General features: G+C 64.1%; 16 protein-coding genes and 1 other RNA gene. 14 read left to right on the top strand and 3 right to left on the bottom strand.

Going from position 1 to position 19202, the window contains the following annotated elements; genetic code table 11:
- Positions 1-12: 12 nt before the first annotated feature.
- Both JQ575_RS14150 and JQ575_RS14145 read left to right on the top strand, forming a co-directional pair.
- Complete coding sequence (locus tag JQ575_RS14150; protein ID WP_212033796.1) at positions 13-978, top strand: AraC family transcriptional regulator; 966 nt, start codon at positions 13-15, stop codon at positions 976-978.
- Positions 979-1091: 113 nt separating this feature from the next.
- Entirely contained in the window at positions 1092-1820 is a 729-nt protein-coding gene (locus JQ575_RS14145; RefSeq protein WP_212033795.1) for an alpha/beta fold hydrolase, read from the top strand.
- Between the two features lie 69 nt (positions 1821-1889).
- Here JQ575_RS14145 and rnpB read toward each other — a convergent pair.
- Positions 1890-2307: RNase P RNA component class A (gene rnpB, locus JQ575_RS14140), an RNA gene on the bottom strand.
- Positions 2308-2444: 137 nt separating this feature from the next.
- Here rnpB and JQ575_RS14135 point away from each other — a divergent pair.
- Both JQ575_RS14135 and JQ575_RS14130 read left to right on the top strand, forming a co-directional pair.
- Positions 2445-2795 (top strand): YciI family protein, encoded by a 351-nt coding sequence (locus tag JQ575_RS14135; RefSeq protein ID WP_212033794.1) that lies wholly within the window; start codon positions 2445-2447, stop codon positions 2793-2795.
- A gap of 126 nt (positions 2796-2921) precedes the next feature.
- A complete protein-coding gene (locus JQ575_RS14130; protein WP_212033793.1) occupies positions 2922-4163 on the top strand; it encodes an RNA polymerase sigma factor in 1242 nt (413 codons plus the stop codon).
- A 99-nt stretch (positions 4164-4262) separates the two neighbouring features.
- Here the strand turns inward: JQ575_RS14130 and JQ575_RS14125 are convergent, their stop codons facing one another.
- Complete coding sequence (locus tag JQ575_RS14125) at positions 4263-5132, bottom strand: N-acetylmuramoyl-L-alanine amidase (protein WP_212033792.1); 870 nt, start codon at positions 5130-5132, stop codon at positions 4263-4265.
- Between the two features lie 497 nt (positions 5133-5629).
- Here JQ575_RS14125 and rsmH point away from each other — a divergent pair, with 497 nt between their 5' ends.
- The 10 genes from rsmH to JQ575_RS14075 all read left to right on the top strand — a co-directional run bounded on the left by rsmH (position 5630) and on the right by JQ575_RS14075 (position 17755).
- The gene (rsmH, locus tag JQ575_RS14120) at positions 5630-6625 is read left to right on the top strand and encodes a 16S rRNA (cytosine(1402)-N(4))-methyltransferase RsmH (RefSeq protein WP_212033791.1); all 996 of its coding nucleotides are present in this window, start codon (positions 5630-5632) and stop codon (positions 6623-6625) included.
- 2 nt (positions 6626-6627) lie between these two features.
- Positions 6628-7020 (top strand): hypothetical protein, encoded by a 393-nt coding sequence (locus JQ575_RS14115; protein WP_192738079.1) that lies wholly within the window; start codon positions 6628-6630, stop codon positions 7018-7020.
- Positions 7017-8774 (top strand): penicillin-binding protein 2, encoded by a 1758-nt coding sequence (locus JQ575_RS14110; RefSeq protein WP_212033790.1) that lies wholly within the window; start codon positions 7017-7019, stop codon positions 8772-8774. Before JQ575_RS14115 ends, JQ575_RS14110 begins: the two co-directional genes overlap by 4 nt.
- Before the next feature lie 47 nt (positions 8775-8821).
- Entirely contained in the window at positions 8822-10276 is a 1455-nt protein-coding gene (locus JQ575_RS14105) for a UDP-N-acetylmuramoyl-L-alanyl-D-glutamate--2,6-diaminopimelate ligase (RefSeq protein ID WP_212033789.1), read from the top strand.
- The gene (gene murF / locus JQ575_RS14100) at positions 10273-11655 is read left to right on the top strand and encodes a UDP-N-acetylmuramoyl-tripeptide--D-alanyl-D-alanine ligase (protein WP_212033788.1); all 1383 of its coding nucleotides are present in this window, start codon (positions 10273-10275) and stop codon (positions 11653-11655) included. The genes JQ575_RS14105 and murF overlap by 4 nt, the downstream gene beginning before the upstream one ends.
- Positions 11656-11817: 162 nt before the next feature.
- A complete protein-coding gene (mraY, locus tag JQ575_RS14095) occupies positions 11818-12924 on the top strand; it encodes a phospho-N-acetylmuramoyl-pentapeptide-transferase (RefSeq protein ID WP_212033787.1) in 1107 nt (368 codons plus the stop codon).
- A 4-nt stretch (positions 12925-12928) separates the two neighbouring features.
- Entirely contained in the window at positions 12929-14329 is a 1401-nt protein-coding gene (gene murD / locus JQ575_RS14090; RefSeq protein WP_212033786.1) for a UDP-N-acetylmuramoyl-L-alanine--D-glutamate ligase, read from the top strand.
- Positions 14330-14486: 157 nt separating this feature from the next.
- Positions 14487-15695 carry an ABC transporter substrate-binding protein gene (locus tag JQ575_RS14085; protein ID WP_212033785.1) on the top strand — a complete coding sequence of 403 codons (1209 nt, stop codon included), beginning with the start codon at positions 14487-14489 and terminating at the stop codon, positions 15693-15695.
- A gap of 115 nt (positions 15696-15810) precedes the next feature.
- Positions 15811-16563 carry an SDR family NAD(P)-dependent oxidoreductase gene (locus JQ575_RS14080; protein ID WP_212033784.1) on the top strand — a complete coding sequence of 251 codons (753 nt, stop codon included), beginning with the start codon at positions 15811-15813 and terminating at the stop codon, positions 16561-16563.
- Between the two features lie 52 nt (positions 16564-16615).
- Positions 16616-17755: an alpha-hydroxy-acid oxidizing protein gene (locus JQ575_RS14075; protein WP_283842614.1), complete on the top strand. Its 1140-nt coding sequence runs from the start codon at positions 16616-16618 to the stop codon at positions 17753-17755.
- A 10-nt stretch (positions 17756-17765) separates the two neighbouring features.
- On the opposite strand, the gene JQ575_RS14070 is transcribed toward JQ575_RS14075, so the two are convergent.
- Positions 17766-19115 (bottom strand): GDSL-type esterase/lipase family protein, encoded by a 1350-nt coding sequence (locus JQ575_RS14070; RefSeq protein WP_212033782.1) that lies wholly within the window; start codon positions 19113-19115, stop codon positions 17766-17768.
- Between the last annotated feature and the right edge of the window lie 87 nt (positions 19116-19202).

Below are 19202 nucleotides of genomic sequence, written 5' to 3'. Positions count from 1 at the left end.
GGAGGCGGAGCCATGGCGGCCAGGACGGCGGCAGTCATCGAGAAATGGTCGACCGGCCTGGTCGAGCCGGAGCGGCGGCTGGACTACTGGATCGGCGCCGTCTGCGAGTGCTTTCTCGAGATGGATATCACGACGCCGGTCCGGTCGGGCTTCGACTGCTCGGTCCAGCGCGGGCAACTCGACACCATCGGCATCAATCGCGTCGAAGGCTCCGCGCAGCACGTCTACCGCAGGAAAGCCAGCCTCGACCGCAGCGCGTCGAACTACTATTACCTTCTGTGCAAGACCGACAACGACTGGACGGTGATGCAGAACGGCCATCGGTCGATCATGCAGCCGCACGATCTCGTGTTGCTGGACTCCCGGCGCTGCTATGAATTCAACTTTCCGGTGACTTCCAATACGCTGTCGCTGGAGCTGCCGATCCCCTGGGTTGAATCGTGGATCGTCGATCCCGAACGGCGGGCCGGGCAGCGCATCGACGGGCGCACCGGCTGGGGCGCGGCGCTCAGTGCATTTGCATGTCAGCTGTCGCCCCATCTGGCCGTCGACCTGCCGCTGCCCGCGCAGGTTCTCACCGACCAGCTCGGCGGCTTGCTGGCGCTGGCGGCAGGCAGCGAGATTCCAACCACGCCGTCCGAGCAGCGCGATGCGGGCAATCTCCTGGGCCAGATCGGTCGCGCCATCCGGTTGCTCTACGCCGAACCGGGGTTGACGGCCGCTTCCGTCGCGGAGCATCTGCGGGTTTCGGAGCGGACGGTGCATCGCTGCCTCAACAAGTCGGGCTTGACGTTTAGCGGCGTGCTGAACGACTGCAGGATGGCGGTCGCGCGCAGGATGCTGAGTGAAGCGCGATTCGATCACATCGGTGTCGGCGGAATAGGATTGCGCGTCGGCCTGTCCGATCCGTCCCATTTCATTCGCCAATGCCGCAGATATCTCGGCATGACACCGGCCGCATTCAGGCGGCAGCGCTGACCCGTTCAGGCAAAGCCCCTGGCGTAAATCGGCGATGATGGTGGCTTGATCCGGCCATCCGGCATAATCTGCCCGGCCTATCAAATCCACTTCCATAAACGGGGGAGACGGAAATGGCAGGCCTTTACGTCCTTGTACACGGCGCGTGGCACACCGGTGCCGAAATGGATGCCGTCGCCGGACACTTGCGCAAATCCGGCCATGCCGTGCATTGCCCGACGGTTGCTGGCAACAACGCGGGCGACGATCGCGACAAGATCGGGCTCGAACAGGCGATCGCGTCGGTTACCAGCTACATCGAAACCAATAATCTGCGGGATATCTGGCTCGTCGGCCACAGCTATGGGGGAATGCTGATTTCAGGCGTTGCCGACCGGCTGACGGATCGCATCAAGCGCCTCGTCTATGTCAACGCCTTCGTCCCGCTGGACGGGCAGTGTCTCAACGACATGGTGCCGCCGCATTATGTCGGGCTGTTCGATGCGGTGGCCACCGCCAACAAGAACGCGGTCATGCTGCCGTTTGAAATCTGGCGCGATGCTTTCATCAACGACGCCGACTTCGAACTGGCAAAGTCCGCGTACGCCAAGCTCAACCCGCATCCCTACCGGACGTTCACCGACAAGATCGCTTTGAAGCGTCCGCTGGCGGAGTTGCCGGTCGGCAAATCCTACGTCAATTGCCGGCAGGACATTGCCTTGCCGCACAGCCTGCCATGGCATCCGCGGCTATCGGAGCGCCTCGGCCTGTTTCGCCTCGTCGAGTGTGACGGCAGCCATGAGATGTTCTTCAGCAATCCGGCGCGGCTCGCGCAGGCGATCGAGGAGGCGGCGCGCGATTGAGCTGCCGGAGCGCGCGCTCCTGAAAATGGCGAGGGGTCCGGCGCGTTACGCCGAACCCCTCATTTTAGAAACATCAGCCGGCCTGTAAGCCGGGTTTTGTAGGGCACCGCTCGCTTTCGCTGACGATACGTGACGGCCATTCCTCTGGGACCCTGTTTGCACATGGCCTCGAGCAACCTACCCGGACGGCGAGCCTGACATCGCCCTGCGGCGTTTTCGCTTTCGCGAACTGCCCGCGGTGCCGTCCCTATTCGGTTTTGCTCCCGGTGTGGTTTGCCATGCCGGTTCCGTTGCCGGACCCGCGGTGCGCTCTTACCGCACCTTTTCACCCTTGCCTCCTCCCAAGGAGAAGGCGGTTCGTTCTCTGTGGCACTTTCCCTGGGGTCGCCCCCGCCGGACGTTATCCGGCACCGTATGTCGATGGAGCCCGGACTTTCCTCTCCCGCAGCCTTTCGACCGTAGCGGGAGCGGCCGTCCGGCCGACTGACCCCTTACGCATGGGGGCTGGGCGGCGTGGCGTCAAGCCACGAAACGGAGCAAAATAAACTATCCTGAAGATGTCGTTTCGCGTCCGGCCCGTTCGACTGGGTGTCGGCAAACCCGCCGATCAGGAGGAGTAGAGCGATGCAGTATCTGTTGTTGATCTATCGGAGCGAGGCTGAGCTTGGCAAAATGGACGCCGCGGGGCGCCAGCAAATGATGGCCGACTACGGCGCGTTCACCCAGTCCATCGTTCAGAGCGGCCATTTCAAGGCCGGTGACGGCTTACAGCCGTCGACGACGGCGACCACCGTGCGCGTTCGCGACGGCAAGACCCTGACGACCGACGGTCCGTTCGCGGAAACGCGCGAGCAACTCGGCGGCTATTATCTGGTCGAGGCCAAGGATCTCGACACCGCGCTGGCCATCGCCGCGCGGATTCCCGGCGCCAAGACGGGGTCGATCGAGGTGCGGCCGGTGATGGTTTATGATTGACCACCACTCTCCGTCATTCCGGGACACGCGTCTTCGCGTGGGCCCGGAATCCATACTCCCGATCGTGGTTATGGATTCCGGGCTCGTGCTGCGCACGCCCCGGAATGACTATCGCTGAATGGCTCCATGACCCCCACCGAGATCGAAAAGATATTCCGCGACGAGGCGGGCAGGGCGCTGGCGACCCTGATCCGCCTCGTCGGCGATTTCGATCTCGCCGAGGACGCGCTGCAGGATGCGTTCGCGGTGGCGCTGGAGCGCTGGTCCACCGCCAATCTGCCATCCAATCCGCGGGCCTGGCTGGTCAATGTCGGGCGCAACAAGGCGATCGATCGCGTCCGCCGCAACGTCGCGTTTCGCGGCAAGCAGCAGGAACTGACGCGCGAAATCCTGCTCAACGCGTCGGCGCCTGACGAAGCCGCCGACAATGTGCTCGACGACGACATGCTGCGCCTGATCTTCACCTGCTGCCATCCATCCTTTGCAATGGAAGTGCAGGTGGCGCTGACGCTGCGCACGGTGTGCGGGCTCTCGACAGCGCAGGTGGCGCGGGCGTTTCTCGCGAGCGAGGATGCGATGGCGCAGCGCCTCGTTCGCGCCAAGCAGAAAATCCGCCTCGCCGGAATCGCCTACGAAGTACCGGAACGCGAAGCGCTGGAGCCGCGCCTGCGGGGCGTGCTCGCGGTGATCTACCTGGTCTTTACCGAAGGCTATGTCGCGACCTCGGGCGAAGATCTGATGCGGCCTGATCTGGCGCGCGAAGCGATCCGGCTGGCGCGGCTGCTCGACGCGCTGATGCCCGGCCGCGGCGAGATCAAGGGATTGCTGGCGCTGATGCTGCTGCACGATTCCCGCCGCGCCGGCCGCGAGACCGCGGGCGGCGACATCGTGCTCCTGGAAGAGCAGGACCGTTCGCTGTGGGATCAGGCCCAGATCGCGGAGGGCTTGAAGCTGGTAGAAGAGGCGTTGCGCATGCCGGGGCGGCCGCAATCCTATGCGGTGCAGGCCGCGATCGCGGCGCTGCACGCGCGTGCGCCGAACTATAACGACACCGACTGGCCGCAGATCGCCGGCCTCTATGAGGTGCTGCTGCGGATCAGCCCATCGCCGGTGATCGAACTCAATCACGCCGCCGCGCTGTCGATGGTCGATGGACCGGCGCGGGCGCTCGACCTGATCGATGCGCTCGAGGCGCGCGGCGGGCTGAAGGGATATGAATTGCTGCCGGCCGTCCGCGCCGATCTGCTCCGCCGCCTCGGCCGGCGAGACGCCGCACGCGAAGCCTATCAGGCCGCCACGTCAGCGACGCAACTGGAGCCGTTGCGGCGGCTTTACGCACGGCGGATGGCAGAGCTGGGTGAATTGTAGCCGTCATTGCGAGCGCAGTGAAGCAATCCATAGCTCGCCAAGCCGAAGCATGGATTGCTTCGCTGCGCTCGCAATGACGGCTAAAAAATCTCGCGCGGATTACTGTGCCGCGACCTGCGTCGGCGTCGCATCGGCCGGCAGAGTGGCCAGCAGCGCGTGCAGCGTGCTCATGGTCGAATGATCGGCGATGCCGTCGACGCGGGCCGGGCGGAAGTGGCGCTGGAACGCGGTGACCACTTCCATGGTCGGGCCGTCGTACTTGCCGTGGTTCGGCACTTGGTAGCCGTAGCGCGCCAGGGCGGTCTGCAGGCCGGCGACATCGTCGCTGATGCTGCCGAGCTTGAGCGATTCGCCGCGCACGATCGGCGCCGGCTGCACCCAATGGCCGACGCCGGAATTGGCCAGTGAGTGCCACGGGAATTTCTCGCCGGGATCCTTTTTGCGCGCAGGCGCGACGTCGGAATGCGCGAGCACGCGATGCGGCGGCACGTTGCGGCGGAGCATGATGCCGCGGCACAGCGCGATTACGGCGGCGACCTGGCGCAGCGGAAAATCCGGATAACCCCAGTCGTGGCCGCGATTGATGATCTCGACCCCGATCGAACAGGAGTTGATGTCTTCTTCGCCGGCCCAGAACGACACGCCGGCATGCCAGGCGCGCTTGCTCTCGGGCACGGATTGCACGATGCGGCCGTCCTCCAGCACGATGTAATGCGCCGATACGTCGGTTCCCGCCGTGCAGAGCTGGGCAATCGCGCCTTCCACATCCGGCATGCCGGTGTAGTGCAGCAGGATCATGTCGGGCAGGCGCCCCTTGTTCCGATCGCCATAGTTCGCCGACGGGATCACGTCGGAGGCAATCGAGGAATCCGGGGTAAAAGTCTTCATGTCCGCGATGGCCCTGGGAACGGGAAGGGCGCGTTGACGCTTCGAATCAATACCAGCAGACGTGAACGAACCAGCAGCCATTATATGAGCTCAAACCGGGCAGGAGAACGACAACCCGCAAATTTTACAAAATATCGATCTTTACTATTCCTTTACCAAGTCATCCGCGCAATCGGGCAGCCGCCCCCGGTTTCGCATTTTGACCGAGTGTGTGCGGCGGGCATCACTGGCTGCACCAGTGAGCCGGGACATCACTGGCCTGCAGTAGTAAAAAAGCGCGTAAAAGCCGCGGCCGATCATCAACGCTTTCTTAACGCTAAGTGCCGTTACTAAGTGATGAAGAGCCGAACCGGTTTTGGGGACGGCCGAGGCCCTCTTTCACGCTCGAAAAAGCCATGGCAGCCCAGCAAATTCCGTCCGGAAAACAGGGTTTGCGGGCGGGGGCGGGAAACAGCCAGCGCGCCTCGCAGCGGTTTTTTGGCCGGAACAGCCCGGCGAAGCGCAGGGATTTGAGGCGCAATGGACCGGTTGGTGTCCAGTTTCCGTATCGTACCTTGGAATACGCTGAAGGCCGGCGAATGACCCCGGCTGCCTCCCGCCATATCTCCGTTCTCGGCCGCGAGGCGGTCGAGATGCTTGGCCCCCGCGACGGCGGCATCTATGTCGACGCCACCTTCGGCGCCGGCGGCTACAGCCGCATGATCCTGGAAACCGCCGGAACCCGGGTGATCGGTATCGACCGCGACCGGTCGGCAATTTCTGGCGGGTTCGATCTGGTCGACCATGCGGATGGCCGGCTGACCCTGGTCGAGGACAGGTTTTCCAATCTCGCCGAGGTCTGTGCCGCGCAGGGCGTTGATGCCGTCGACGGCGTCGTGATGGACGTCGGGGTCTCCTCGATGCAGCTCGACCAGGCCGAGCGCGGCTTTTCGTTCCGGCTCGGTGGCCCGCTCGACATGCGGATGGGGCATGATGGCCCGACCGCGGCGGACGTGGTCGCGAAAGCCTCCGAAGCCGATCTCGCCAACATCATCTACATCTTCGGCGAGGAGCGTCACTCCCGCGGCGTCGCGCGCGCCATCGTCGCCGCCCGCAAGGAAGCGTCGATCACGACCACGAAGGCGCTCGCCGATATCGTCGGCAAGGTGGTCCGCTCCAAGCCGAACGAAATTCATCCGGCGACGCGGACGTTCCAGGGCTTGCGGATTTTCGTCAACGCGGAACTCGACGAGCTGCATCTGGCGCTGTCGGCGGCGGAGCGCGTGCTGAAGCCGGGTGGCCGGCTGGTCGTGGTGTCGTTTCATTCGCTGGAAGACCGCATCGTCAAGGATTTCCTCAACCAGCGCGGCAAGTCCGGCGGCGGATCGCGGCATTTGCCCGAGGTCGCACAGGCCGTTCCGAGTTTCCAGATTCTGACCAAGCGTCCGGTCACGCCCAATGAGGCGGAGGTTTCGGCCAATCCGCGCGCGCGGTCCGCCAAACTGCGCGCCGCCGAGCGTACGGCGGCGCCGGCGCATGCGGTGGACGAATTGCCGGCGTGGCCGACCATCGACAGCGTCATGAGGGGAGGCTGACCATGCGGATCATCCACCTCCTCGTGATCGGCATGCTGGTGTTTGCCGCCTCCTATGTCTACCGGATCAAGATGGAATCGACCTCGCGCACCGAGCGCGTGCTGCGGCTCAACGCGGAAATCCGCGAGCAGCGCGACGCCATTGCCGCGCTCCGCGCCGAATGGGCCAAGCTCGACGCGCCGCTCCGGCTGCAGGGCCTTGCCGACCGCCACCTTCCGCTGAAGTCCCTGGTCGCCACGCAATATGACCAGTTGAAGAACCTGCCGGAACGGCCGCCCAGCTTTGCGAGGCCAGGCGCGCCTGATCCGATCGGCGCGATGATCAATACCATCGAGGCTGCCACCGATGCGCCGACCGTGACCGGCTCGGTGCCCGCGCCGGGAGCTCAGCAATGACCGATCAGGCGCTTGCCACCACCCGACCTGCAAAGCCTGCCGAGCCCTGGCGTCAGCGGCTGATCCGCAGCCTGCTCTACGGGCGCAATGTCGATCGCGCGGCGAAGGCGCGGGCCCGCGTCGGATTTGCAGTGTTGGCGTTCGCCTTGGTGTACGCCATCATCGCCGGACGCCTCGTCATGTTTGCGATCGGCGCCGACAGCCACAATTCAGCCCGCACCGGTTCGCGGGACGCGATCGCGACCGCGCGGCCCGACATCGTCGACCGTAACGGCGAGGTGCTGGCGACCGACGTCAAGTCGCCGAGCCTGTTCGGCGAACCGCGTCGCATCATCGACAAGGACGAGGCGATCGAGCTTCTGACCGCGACATTGCCTGATCTCGACACTTCAGAGGTGCGCGAGCGGTTGTCGTCGCGCAAGGGCTTTGTGTGGCTGAAGCGCGAGATCACCTCGAAGCAGCAGCAGGCCATTCATCGCCTCGGCATTCCCGGCATCGGCTTCCTGCGCGAGAACAAGCGCGTCTATCCGACCGGTGCGTCGGTCGCCCATCTGATCGGCCTGGTCAATATCGACAACCAGGGCATCGCCGGGATGGAGAAATGGCTCGACAATAACGGGTTGGCCGACCTGCATCGCGCAGGCTTCGCCACCGACCGGCTGCAGCGGCCGGTCGAATTGTCGATCGATCTGCGCGTCGAGCACGCGCTGCGCGACGAGCTGATGAAGGCGAAAGAGAAGTACAAGGCCAAGGCCGCCTCCGGCCTCGTCTCCAACGTCAAGACTGGCGAGATCGTCGCGCTGGTGTCGTTGCCGGACTTCGACCCGAACAACCCGAAAGAGGCGCACGACCCCGACCGCATCAACCGCCTGACCACGGGCGTGTTCGAGATGGGCTCGACCTTCAAGGCGCTGACGCTGGCGATGGCGCTGGATTCCGGCAAGGCCAACCTCAACACGCTGTACGACGGCCGGGGTGCGATGAAGTACGGCAAATTCACCATCCACGATACGCATCCCGTCGGCCGCTCGATCACGCTGTCGGAAGTATTCACGTTTTCCTCGAACGTCGGCGCCGCCAAGATCGCGCTGGGGCAGGGCGTCGAGGCGCACAAGGCGTTCCTGAAAAAGCTCGGCCAGCTGGACCGGCTGCGCACCGAACTGCCGGAAAGCACGTCGCCGATCGTGCCGAAGCGCTGGGGTGAACTCAACACCATCACCATTGCCTTCGGCCACGGCATGGCGGTGGCGCCGCTGCAGGCCGTGATGGGCATCAACGCGGTCGTCAACGGCGGCTATCTGATCCCGCCGACCTTCCTCAAGCGCTCGGAGGAAGAAGCCAGGGCGATCGGCAAGAAGGTGCTCAAGACCGAAACGTCGGACAAGATGCGCTATCTGATGCGGCTTAACGCCGAGATCGGAACCGCCAAGAAGGCCGACGTGAAGGGCTATTACATCGGCGGCAAGACCGGCACCTCGGAAAAAGTGGTCAATGGTCGCTATTCCAAGAAGCAGGTGCTCAATTCCTTCACCGCAATCTTCCCGGCCGACAACCCGCAATATCAGCTGCTGATCATGCTGGACGAGCCCAAGGCGCTGCCGGAAACCCATGGTTTCATTACCTCGGGCTGGAACACGGTGCCGACCGGCGGCAAGGTGATCGCTCGAATCGGACCGCTTTTGGGCGTCGAACCGCGCTTCGATCTGCCGACGGCAGATCGCCTCATTCTTGCGACATCGAGGACAACCCAGTAAGGCGTAGGACGACGCGCCAAGCTGCGCCCGGGCCGGACTGGACGACCATGAAACTTCGCGACCTCTTCAGCAATGATGCCGCGATCGAGCCGCAGGCCGAATCTGTCGACGTGAAGGGCTTGGCGCTGGACAGCCGCGCGGTGAAGCCGGGCGATCTGTTTTTCGCGCTCGCCGGCAGCAAGACTGATGGTTCGCGCTTTGTCGATTCAGCCATTGCCGCAGGCGCCGTCGCGATCGCGGGCGATCATGCCACCAGCGATCGCGTGCCGTTCGTCACGACGCCAAATCCGCGCCGCGCGCTGGCGCTGGCGGCGGCGCGATTTTATCCGAAGCAGCCTCAGACAATCGCGGCCGTCACCGGCACGAGTGGAAAGACCTCGGTCGCGGCGTTCACGCGCCAGATCTGGCAACGGCTCGGCCATGCCTCCGCCAGCATCGGCACCATTGGTCTCGTTTCGCCGAAGCGCACGGTCTACGGCTCGCTGACGACGCCGGACCCGATCGCGCTGCATCGCCAGCTCGACGAGATCACCGGCGATGGCGTCACCCATCTTGCCTTTGAAGCCTCGTCGCACGGGCTCGACCAATACAGGCTGGACGGCGTACGCATCGCCGCCGGTGGTTTTACGAATCTGACGCGCGACCACATGGATTATCATCCCGACGTCGCGCATTACCTTAACGCCAAGCTGCGGCTGTTCCGCGATCTCGTCGTAGCCGATGGCGCCGCCGTGATCTCGGCCGATCATGATTGTTCGCGTGAGGTGATCGACGCAGCGCGGGAACGGAAACTGCGGATCATCGCCATCGGCCGCAACGCCGATGGTGCGGGCGAGGGCATCCGTCTGGTCGATGCCGCCGTCGATGGCTTTGCGCAGAAGCTGACGCTGGAACATCGCGGGCGCAGGCACATGATCAAGCTGCCGCTGGTCGGCGAATTCCAGATCGAGAATGCGCTGGTCGCAGCGGGGCTGGCGATCGGCACCGGCAGCGAAGCCGCGGCGGTGCTCGCCGGCCTCGAACATCTCGAAGGCGCCAAGGGCCGGCTGGAGCAGGTCGGCGAACACAATGGCGCGCCTGTATTCGTCGACTACGCCCACAAGCCGGACGCGCTGGCGAAGGCGCTGCAGGCGCTGCGGCCTTATGCAAAGCGCAAGCTGGTCGTGGTGTTCGGCTGCGGCGGCGACCGCGACGCCGGCAAGCGTCCGCTGATGGGCGCGATCGCGGCCGAGAACGCCGACGGCGTCATCGTTACCGACGACAATCCGCGCAGCGAGAACCCGGAAAAAATTCGCGCCGCCATCTTGGATGCCGCCAAGGGTGCCACTGACATCGGCGACCGGGCGGAAGCCATCAAGGCCGGGATCGCGGCGTTGCAGCCGGGCGACGCGCTATTGATCGCTGGCAAGGGCCACGAGACCGGCCAGATCGTCGGTGACAAGACGCTACCATTCAGTGATCACGACGCGGTGGCGGCCGCACTCGCGGAGAGGACGACATGAGCGCTGCGCCATTGTGGACGATTGCCGAAGTCGCGAAAGCGCTGGGACTGGCCGGAACATTTCCGGATACGGCGATCGATTTCGTCACGCAGGACAGCCGATTGGTAAAACCCGGATGCCTGTTCGTGGCGCTCAGCGGCACGCCGAGCGGCGGCTTCATTTCGAGTTTCGCCAGCGCGCGCGACGGCTGGGAATTCGCCGACAAGGCGGAAGCCGCCGGTGCTGTGGCGATGATCGTGCCGCACAGGATCGAAGGCGTCAGCGTTCCGCAGCTGATCGTCAAGGATACGCTGATCGACGGTCTCTGGGGCTTGGCGCGCGCGGCGCGGGCGCGGTTCAAGGGCCCGGTGATCGGCCTCACCGGCAGCGCGGGCAAGACCAGCACCAAGGAATATCTCGCCGCTTACCCTGCCGCCTATGCCAGCCCGAGCAGTTTCAATAATTTCTGGGGCGTGCCGCTGACGCTGTGCAATGCCAGCCCGGGCGCCTCGCTGTGGGTGGTGGAAATGGGCATGAACCAGACCGGCGAAATCGCGCGGCTCAGCGAGCTGACTCAGCCGACCGTGGCGCTGGTGGTCAATGTCCAGCCGGTGCATCTGGAAAAGCTCGGCAGCCTGGAGGCGATCCGGCGCGAAAAGGTGAGCATCGCGCAAGGCCTGCCAAAAGATGGCGTGCTGGTGCTGCCGACCGACGTCGAAGCGCCGGAGTGGAACGGCAAGCTTGTTCGCTTCGGCAACGGCTCGGAAGTGCATGAGTTGAAACACAGCCCGCATGGCGAAAGCTGGGCGGTCTCGGCGCAAGTCGGCGGCAAGCAGGTCGCATTCGGCCTGACGCCGGGCGCGCCGCATCGTCTGCAGAACGCGCTGGCCGCGCTGGCATCGATCCATGCTGCCAGCCTCGATGAAGCGGCGCTGGCCAACGAACTCGGCAAGGTCGGCATCATGACCGGGCGCGGGGTGGAGCAGACCGCCGCCGGCGTCACCGTGATCGACGACAGTTTCAACGGCAATCCGGCCAGCATGGTCGCGGCGCTCGACAGCCTGAAGGCGCGGCCGGTCAAGTCAGGCCGGCGCATCGCCATCATGGGCGACATGCTGGAGCTCGGCCCCGACGCGCCGGCCTATCATGTCAAGCTGGCCAGGGACCTGCCCGGCATCGACGGCGTCTACTGCGTCGGCCCGCTGATGCGCCATCTCTACGACCTGCTGCCGGCCGATCGCGCCCTCGGCTGGCACGACGACCCCGCCACGCTGGAGCCGCAGAAAATCGCCGCATTGTTGCAAAGCGGTGACGTCGTGGTGGTCAAGGGCAGCAAAAAGATGTTCTGGGTCAACAAGTTTGTGCCCAAGCTGCTGGCTGCCTTGCAGGCAAGAGCGTAAACTGGCCGGGCTGACCCACCCGTGATTTCCGTGGTGATTCGCGCAACCGCCGCCGCGATCGTGACCAAGATTTGCTTGGTTTGAGGATGAAAACGATTGTCAACGCGCTTGCAATGCGCTTACCCGGCAAGACGGCGCAAGCCGCGCAATAGGGCATATTGAATGTTTTACTGGCTGATCGAGCTTTCCAACACCGTCCCCGCTTTCGCCTTTTTGCGTGGCCTCCTCAACGTCTTCCGCTACATCACCTTCCGCACCGGCGGGGCGATGGTGACGGGCGCGCTGTTCGTGTTCCTGTTCGGTCCATGGATCATCGATCACTTGAGGCTTCGGCAGGGCAAGGGCCAGCCGATCCGCACCGACGGTCCGGCCTCGCATATCATTGCCAAGAAGGGCACGCCGACGATGGGCGGGCTGATGATCCTGTCCGGCCTCGTCGTCTCGACGCTTCTGTGGGCCAACCCGCTCAATCCCTATGTCTGGATCGTGCTCGCGGTGACGCTCGGCTTCGGCTTCGTCGGCTTCTATGACGATTACCTGAAGGTGACGAAACAGACCCATAGCGGTTTTGCCGGCAAGTTTCGTCTCGCCATCGAAGGCGTGATCGCGCTGATTGCCTGTTACGCGCTGGTGCGGCTCGGGCGCGACGTGACCTCGACCTCGCTCGCGATTCCTTTCCTGAAGGACATGGTGTTCAATTTCGGCTGGTTCTTCGTGATCTTCGGCGCCTTCGTCATTGTCGGCGCCGGCAACGCGGTCAACCTGACCGACGGTCTCGACGGTCTCGCGATCGTGCCCGTGATGATCGCCGCCGCCAGCTTCGGCATGATCGCCTATCTGACCGGCAACGCGGTGTTCTCCGACTATCTGCAGATCAGATACGTCGCCGGCACCGGTGAGCTTGCGGTGCTGTGCGGCGCGGTGCTCGGCGCCGGACTGGGATTCCTGTGGTTCAACGCGCCGCCGGCCTCGATCTTCATGGGCGACACCGGCTCGCTCGCGCTCGGCGGCATGCTGGGCGCGACCGCGGTTGCGGTCAAACACGAGATCGTGCTGGCCGTGATCGGCGGCCTGTTCGTGCTGGAAGCGGTTTCCGTGATCGTGCAGGTGGTGTCGTTCAAGCTGACCGGCAAACGCGTATTCCGGATGGCGCCGCTGCATCATCACTTCGAGCAGAAGGGCTGGACCGAACCGCAGATCGTGATCCGGTTCTGGATCATCTCGGTGATGCTGGCGCTTGCCGGCCTCTCCACGCTGAAGCTGCGGTGATAATTTGATCCCCGTCACTTCCTTTGCGGGCAAGACCGTCGCCGTATTCGGCCTCGGCGGCTCCGGCCTTGCGAGCTGCCACGCGCTGAAGGCGGGCGGCGCGGAGGTGATTGCCGCGGACGACAGTGCGGACAACGTCGCCAAGGCGGCGCAGGAAGGTTTCATCACCGCCGATCTGCGTACGGCGTCCTGGGATAATTTCGCCGCGCTGATACTGACTCCCGGCGCGCCGCTGACCCATCCGGCGCCGCATTGGTCGGTGCTGATGGCGCGGCAGGCCGGCGTCGAGGTGATCGGCGATATCGAATTGTTCTGCAGGGAGCGAAGGCGTCACGCGCCCGATGCGCCGTTCGTCGCCATCACCGGCACCAACGGCAAATCCACCACCACGGCATTGATCGCGCACCTGATGAAGGTCGCCGGTTACGACACCCAGATGGGCGGCAATATCGGCACCGCGATCCTGTCGCTGGAGCCGCCGCGGATGGGGCGGGTGCATGTGATCGAGATGTCGTCGTACCAGATCGATCTGGCGCCCTCGCTCGATCCCTCCGTCGGCATTTTGCTCAATGTCAGCGAAGACCATATCGATCGCCACGGCACGCTGGAGCATTACGCGGCGGTGAAGGCGCGGCTGGTCGCGGGCGTGCAGCCGCAGGGCACCTCCATCGTCGGCGTCGACGACGGCTGGTGCCGCAACATCGCCGACCGGCTCGATCAGACCGGCAAGCGCGTGGTGCGCATCTCCGTGAAAAACCCGCTGCCCGGCGGCGTCTATGTCGAGCGCGAAACCATCGTTCGTGCTTCCGGCGGCGCGCGGAGCGAAATCGCAAAGCTCGGCGGCATCGGCTCATTGCGCGGCCTGCACAACGCACAGAACGCGGCCTGTGCAGCGGCCTGCGCGCTGGCGATGGGGATTTCGACCGACATCCTGCAGAACGGCCTGCGCAGTTTTCCCGGTCTCGCGCACCGCATGGAGCAGGTCGGTCGCCTCGGCAATGTGCTGTTCGTCAACGATTCCAAGGGCACCAATGCGGACGCAGCGGCGCATGCGCTGTCGTCCTTTGGCGACATCTTCTGGATCGCCGGCGGCAAGCCGAAACTCGGCGGCATTACCAGCCTCACCGAATATTTCCCGCGCATCCGCAAAGCCTATCTGATCGGCGAAGCGGCGCAGGAATTTGCCGGCACGCTCGGCACCCGCGTGCCGCACGAGATTTCGCAGACGCTCGAAGTCGCCGTCGCCAGCGCCGCGCGCGACGCCGAAGCCTCAGGCCTTGCCGATCCCGTGGTCCTGCTGTCGCCAGCCTGCGCCTCGTTCGACCAGTACCGCAACTTCGAAATCCGCGGGACCAAATTCCGCGATCTCGTCACGGCGATGCCGGGTGTGAAGCCGGTGGTGTGAAGTTATCGCCGCCGCGACTGCTGTCGCTGCCCTGCAGCACGATGCGCGGCACGGAAACAAAAGCCGGCGCCTCGCTTTCCAGCGATGCGCTTCCCCTGTACCATCTTGTCAAGACGACCGGCATCAAGCGGTCGTCACGAAAAAGGGGAGGCTCTTCATGCGTCGCAATATGATCGCCGCGTTCGTGCTCCTGTTGTCGGGAGCGGGGCTGACCGCCTCCGCGGTCGCGCAGCAACCGGTCAAGCTCGGTGTTCTCAACGATCAGACGGGACTTTACGCGGATCTGTCCGGCATGGGCTCGGTCCATGCCGCGCGCATGGCGGTCGAGGATTTCGGCGGCAAGGTGCTGGGCCGGCCAATCGAAGTCATCTTCGCCGACCACCAGAACAAGCCCGACATCGGTGCCAACATCGCGCGGCAGTGGATCGAGAATGAGGGCGTCAAACTCATCCTCGACGTTCCCAATTCGGCCGTGGGGCTCGCGGTGCGAGAGATAACGCGGACGCGCGACGCCGTTGATATCAACACCGGCGCCGCGACGTCGGATCTCTCCGGAAAAGCCTGTTCGTCGCACGGCGTGCACTGGAGCTTCGACACCTACGGCCTTGCGGCGACGATCGGCCAGGCGTTGGTGAAGCAGGGCGGCGATAGCTGGTTTTTCATCACCGCTGACTACGCATTCGGGCATGCCCTCGAGAAGGACACCTCGGCGTTCGTCACGGCCGCGGGCGGCAAGGTGCTGGGGGCCGTGCGCCATCCGCTCAATACCGCCGACTTCTCGTCCTTCCTGCTGCAGGCGCAAGCCTCCAAGGCCAAGATCGTCGCGCTCTCGAACGCCGGCGGCGACACCATCAACGCGATTAAACAGGCCGGGGAATTTGGCCTCGGCCGCAAAGGCGACCAGCGCGTGGCAGCACTCCTGCTGCAGTTTCCGGACACCCACGCCCTTGGCCTCGAAGCGGCGCAGGGCCTGACCGCGAGCGAGACTTTCTTCTGGGACCTCGACGATGCGACCCGTGCCTGGACCAAACGCCTGATCGCCCGGAACGCCGGGAAACCGCCGAGCATGATCCATGCCGGGACCTACGGGGCCACGCTGCATTACCTCAAGGCGGTCGCGGCAGCCGGTACGACCGATGCGACCCAAGTCGTCGCCAAGATGAAGGAACTGCCGATTGACGACTTCTACACCAAGGGCACGGTGCGCGAGGACGGACGTGTGATGCGGCCTTATTTTCTGCTGCAGGTGAAGAAGCCTTCGGAATCCAAATACCCGTTCGATTATCTCAAGCTCCTTGCCACGGTGCCGGCTGAGCAAGCGGCGCGGCCGCTGAGCGAGAGCGCTTGCCCGTTGGTGAAGCGCTGAGGCGGTACCCAGCGAAAGCCGAGCCTGATATCAACGCGCCGCCGACCCCATGTATCGATCGCGGGCCCTGGAAGCCCGCGCGGACCGGCGCATGCGCATTTGAAGGAGAGAAGCGATGGATCTGAAGGGCATGGTTGCACTGGTGACGGGCGGCAACGGCGGACTGGGGCAGCGCATCTGCCACGCGCTCGCGCAGGAGGGCGCACATGTGGCTGTTATGTACGCGCGCAGCCGGGACCAGGCCGAAAGCGTCGCCAGCGAACTAGCGTCGCGCTATCAGATCAACGCTCGAACTTTCGCCTGCGACATCACCGACGCCGCAGCCGTGGATCGGCTGGTCGGCGAGGTAACGCAGGCCTTCGGCCGCCTTGATATCCTGATCAATGACGCCGCCTACAATCTCGCGATCCCGTTCGGCGATCTCGACAGTCTGTCGATGGAGGTGTGGAACAGGATCATGGCCACCAACCTGACGGGGCCGATGCAACTGATCAAGGCGGTCGCTCCTGTCATGAAGGCCCAGGGACAAGGCCGCATCGTCAACATCGCCTCGGTGGCGGGGCTCAGCCCAACCGGTTCTTCGATCGCCTATGCCGTGTCGAAGGCGGGCCTCATTCACTTGACGCGTTGCATGGCGGTGGCGCTGGCGCCCGAGACGCTTGTCAACTGCGTGGCACCGGGTCTCCTGGACGGCACCCGCGCGACAGCGAACCTCAGGCCCGAGCAGGTCGAACGCTCCGCATCGGCCTCGCTCCTGAAGAAGCCGGCCGACAAGGACGACTGCGCCGACATGGTTGTCGCCATGTGCCGCACCGAGACCATGACCGGCCAAACTGTCGTCATCGACTCCGGACGCGTCTTCCACTAGACGCGCCTCCATTCGATGCCGCCCAGCTTGAGGAATAACCGAGGTTCGATCGATGGTCGTTTGGTCTCCTTTCAGGTTCAACAGCGGACAAGAGATGGCAAATCGGTTTGCCATTGCTCCGCTGACAACCGATTCTTCCCATGAAGAGGGGACGGCTACCGAACACGAACTGGAATTCGTCCGTCGGCGAGCCGCCAGCGGATTCGGCGCGACCATTTCTTCCGCCACTTACGTCGAACAAAACGGGCGCTCGTGGCAGGGAACAGGCGCGACACATGACGGGCACCTGCCTGGTCTCCGTCGGCTCGCCGAAGCAATGCATGCCGCAGGAGGTCTTGCGATCCTCCAGATCTATGACGGTGGCCGCATCGCGAAGCCCGAGTTGATAGGTGAGCAATGTCTGCGTGCGCCGTCTGCGGTTGCATCGTTGCGGCCCGGAGCAAAGACGCCAAGGGCAATGACATCAGATGAGGTTGCAAGCCTGATCGCGAGCTTTCGAGAGGCTGCTTCCCTGGCGCGAAAAGCCGGTTTCGACGGCGTCGAGATTCACGGAGCCAACCATTACGCGATTCATCAGTTTTTCTCACCTCGGGCCAATCATCGCGTTGATCATTGGGGAGGAACGCTTTCAAAACGCATGAACTTTGCTCTCGCTGTCGCGCAGGCCGTTCGCGACGCCCTCGGTCCAAAGCTGATTGCCGGGTTTCGCGTTACGCCGTTCGAGGCCGAGCCGGACGGTTATACGCTTGAGGACGCCAAGCTGCTTTGCAATGAACTTGCCAGGCTGGATCTCGACTACATCTCCATTTCGCTTGATGACTATCGCAAGAGCCGACCTCAGCGAGAGACCCGTGTTTATAATGGTCCGGTCGAGGAGAATGACGCCCCTGCAGAGAATCCAATCACGGAATTTGCCCGCGTTATAGCGGGCCGCAGCGCAGTCATGGCGAGCGGTGGGATTAAAACGTGTAGGGATGCCGAAGAGGCGATCGCAATGGGAGCTGATCTGGTTGCGGTCGGCCGTGCCGTGGTAGTTGATCCGGAGTGGCTTTCCAAAGTCCGAAGCAGGAATGAGGCATCAATCATCGCGGGACTGCCGAAGGATGAACGCGAGATAGCCGCAGCCCTGAGCATTCCGCCGCGAATGGTCGAATATCTGTTGAGCCGTCCGGGTTGGATCCCTCGCCTTTAGACTTGCGCGGCTATTCTTTGCGCTTAGCACTCCGACCGGCGCGCACCGGTTTGAACAAGTCCAGATCGATCGCCTGGCCCATCGCCAGATAACCCGTGCGATTGGGGTGCAGCTTGTCGCCGGCACCTCCCGTCGTGCTGTCGGGGACGAACTCCGGTTTGAGGCCGCCCGATTGCGGATCGAGGGTCGCCTTGTCGAAATCGATCACGCCGTCGAATGTGCCTGACGTGCGGATGAAGTCGTTCAGTGCCTTCCGCTTGGTGTCCTGTTCGGGGAAGCCGTGGGCGGCGCTGGAACTGCCGAGCGCCGTCGTCACGGTGGCGCCGACGATTTTGATATGCGGCCATTTCGCGCGCAGCCGCGCGACACCCTCCTTCATGGCAGCGATGACCTTGTCGCTTTCGGCGTTGCCGTTCTTGCTGAAGTCGTTGATGCCTTCCAGCCAGATCAGGCTGGAGATGCCGGAGAGCGAGAGCACGTCGCGCTCGAGCCGCTGGCCCGAAGCGGGGCCACCGGGAAACGGTTTGCCGGGACCGTACTCGGCCGGTCCGGCGATCTGGTTGCCGCCGATGCCGCCGTTCACCACCGCGACCTTGTTGCCATGGATCGCCTTTAGCCGGCGCGACAGCACGTTGGGCCAGCGGTCGTCGCCGTTCATGGTGGACGCGGTGCCGTCGGTGATGGAATCGCCGAACGCCATGATGGCGAAGGCGTCGGTCGGGGCCGTCATCTCGATCGCATCGAGGAAGAACCACGACGCGGTCGTATACGGAAATGCCGCCTCGTCCTCCAACGTGCCCTTGGATCCCGCACCGGGTGCGGTGACGTACGACGTCGTGAGCGCCTTGGCGTGCCAGGTCATCGGGCCGCTTTCGCCCACGACGTGAAAGCTGACCGCGAGGCGGCGGCCGGCGAGGGTGTCGGGCTGCCCTGCGAACGGCAACGTGACGGGATCGCTCCAGACCGAATCGCCGGGTGGGACGGTGACGGACATCTTGCCGCCAAACGTCACCAGGCGATTGGAGCCGCGGAGCAGCGCCGCACTGCCCAATTGCAGGCCGGCACAAACGCCGTCGAACGTCACGGGCTTGGTGCCGAAGGCATTGCTGAGGCGGATGCGGGCCTGTTTTCCCCAAATATCGGGCCGCACGATCAGGCGAAAGGTCTGATCCCGCGCGCCGGCCGCAGGATCGGGGAACGCAAATTTCTGGTCAGGCTGGGCGGACGGGTTGCCGACCGGATAGGGGCCCTGGACCGAACCCGTCCACGACACCACCCAGTTCTCATTATCCTTGGCAGACGCCGTCTGAAGTGATGCGACGAGCAGCGATGCCACGACGATACCGGTAAGCGAACGCATGGTTTCCCCCAAGGCTTGTGATTTTGGAGCTTACCCTAAAGCCAAGGGCGCAATTGGTGAAACCGAAAATTTGAGGCCCCCATTAAC

The sequence above is a fragment of the Bradyrhizobium sp. JYMT SZCCT0428 genome (assembly GCF_018131075.1).
GTDB lineage: Bacteria > Pseudomonadota > Alphaproteobacteria > Rhizobiales > Xanthobacteraceae > Bradyrhizobium.
This window is presented reverse-complemented; position numbering and strand designations above follow the sequence as displayed.

What these genes read in the sequence shown, in the direction of transcription:
- JQ575_RS14115 (WP_192738079.1), top strand. Translation starts at nt 6,628, where the DNA reads ATGCGGATCATCCACCTCCTCGTGATCGGCATGCTGGTGTTTGCCGCC.
- JQ575_RS14145 (WP_212033795.1), top strand. Translation starts at nt 1,092, where the DNA reads ATGGCAGGCCTTTACGTCCTTGTACACGGCGCGTGGCACACCGGTGCC.
- rsmH (WP_212033791.1), top strand. Translation starts at nt 5,630, where the DNA reads ATGACCCCGGCTGCCTCCCGCCATATCTCCGTTCTCGGCCGCGAGGCG.
- JQ575_RS14105 (WP_212033789.1), top strand. Translation starts at nt 8,822, where the DNA reads ATGAAACTTCGCGACCTCTTCAGCAATGATGCCGCGATCGAGCCGCAG.
- murF (WP_212033788.1), top strand. Translation starts at nt 10,273, where the DNA reads ATGAGCGCTGCGCCATTGTGGACGATTGCCGAAGTCGCGAAAGCGCTG.
- JQ575_RS14125 (WP_212033792.1), bottom strand. Translation starts at nt 5,132, where the DNA reads ATGGCTGCTGGTTCGTTCACGTCTGCTGGTATTGATTCGAAGCGTCAA.
- JQ575_RS14075 (WP_283842614.1), top strand. Translation starts at nt 16,616, where the DNA reads ATGGTCGTTTGGTCTCCTTTCAGGTTCAACAGCGGACAAGAGATGGCA.
- JQ575_RS14135 (WP_212033794.1), top strand. Translation starts at nt 2,445, where the DNA reads ATGCAGTATCTGTTGTTGATCTATCGGAGCGAGGCTGAGCTTGGCAAA.
- JQ575_RS14130 (WP_212033793.1), top strand. Translation starts at nt 2,922, where the DNA reads ATGACCCCCACCGAGATCGAAAAGATATTCCGCGACGAGGCGGGCAGG.
- JQ575_RS14085 (WP_212033785.1), top strand. Translation starts at nt 14,487, where the DNA reads ATGCGTCGCAATATGATCGCCGCGTTCGTGCTCCTGTTGTCGGGAGCG.
- JQ575_RS14150 (WP_212033796.1), top strand. Translation starts at nt 13, where the DNA reads ATGGCGGCCAGGACGGCGGCAGTCATCGAGAAATGGTCGACCGGCCTG.
- JQ575_RS14080 (WP_212033784.1), top strand. Translation starts at nt 15,811, where the DNA reads ATGGATCTGAAGGGCATGGTTGCACTGGTGACGGGCGGCAACGGCGGA.
- JQ575_RS14070 (WP_212033782.1), bottom strand. Translation starts at nt 19,115, where the DNA reads ATGCGTTCGCTTACCGGTATCGTCGTGGCATCGCTGCTCGTCGCATCA.
- JQ575_RS14110 (WP_212033790.1), top strand. Translation starts at nt 7,017, where the DNA reads ATGACCGATCAGGCGCTTGCCACCACCCGACCTGCAAAGCCTGCCGAG.
- mraY (WP_212033787.1), top strand. Translation starts at nt 11,818, where the DNA reads ATGTTTTACTGGCTGATCGAGCTTTCCAACACCGTCCCCGCTTTCGCC.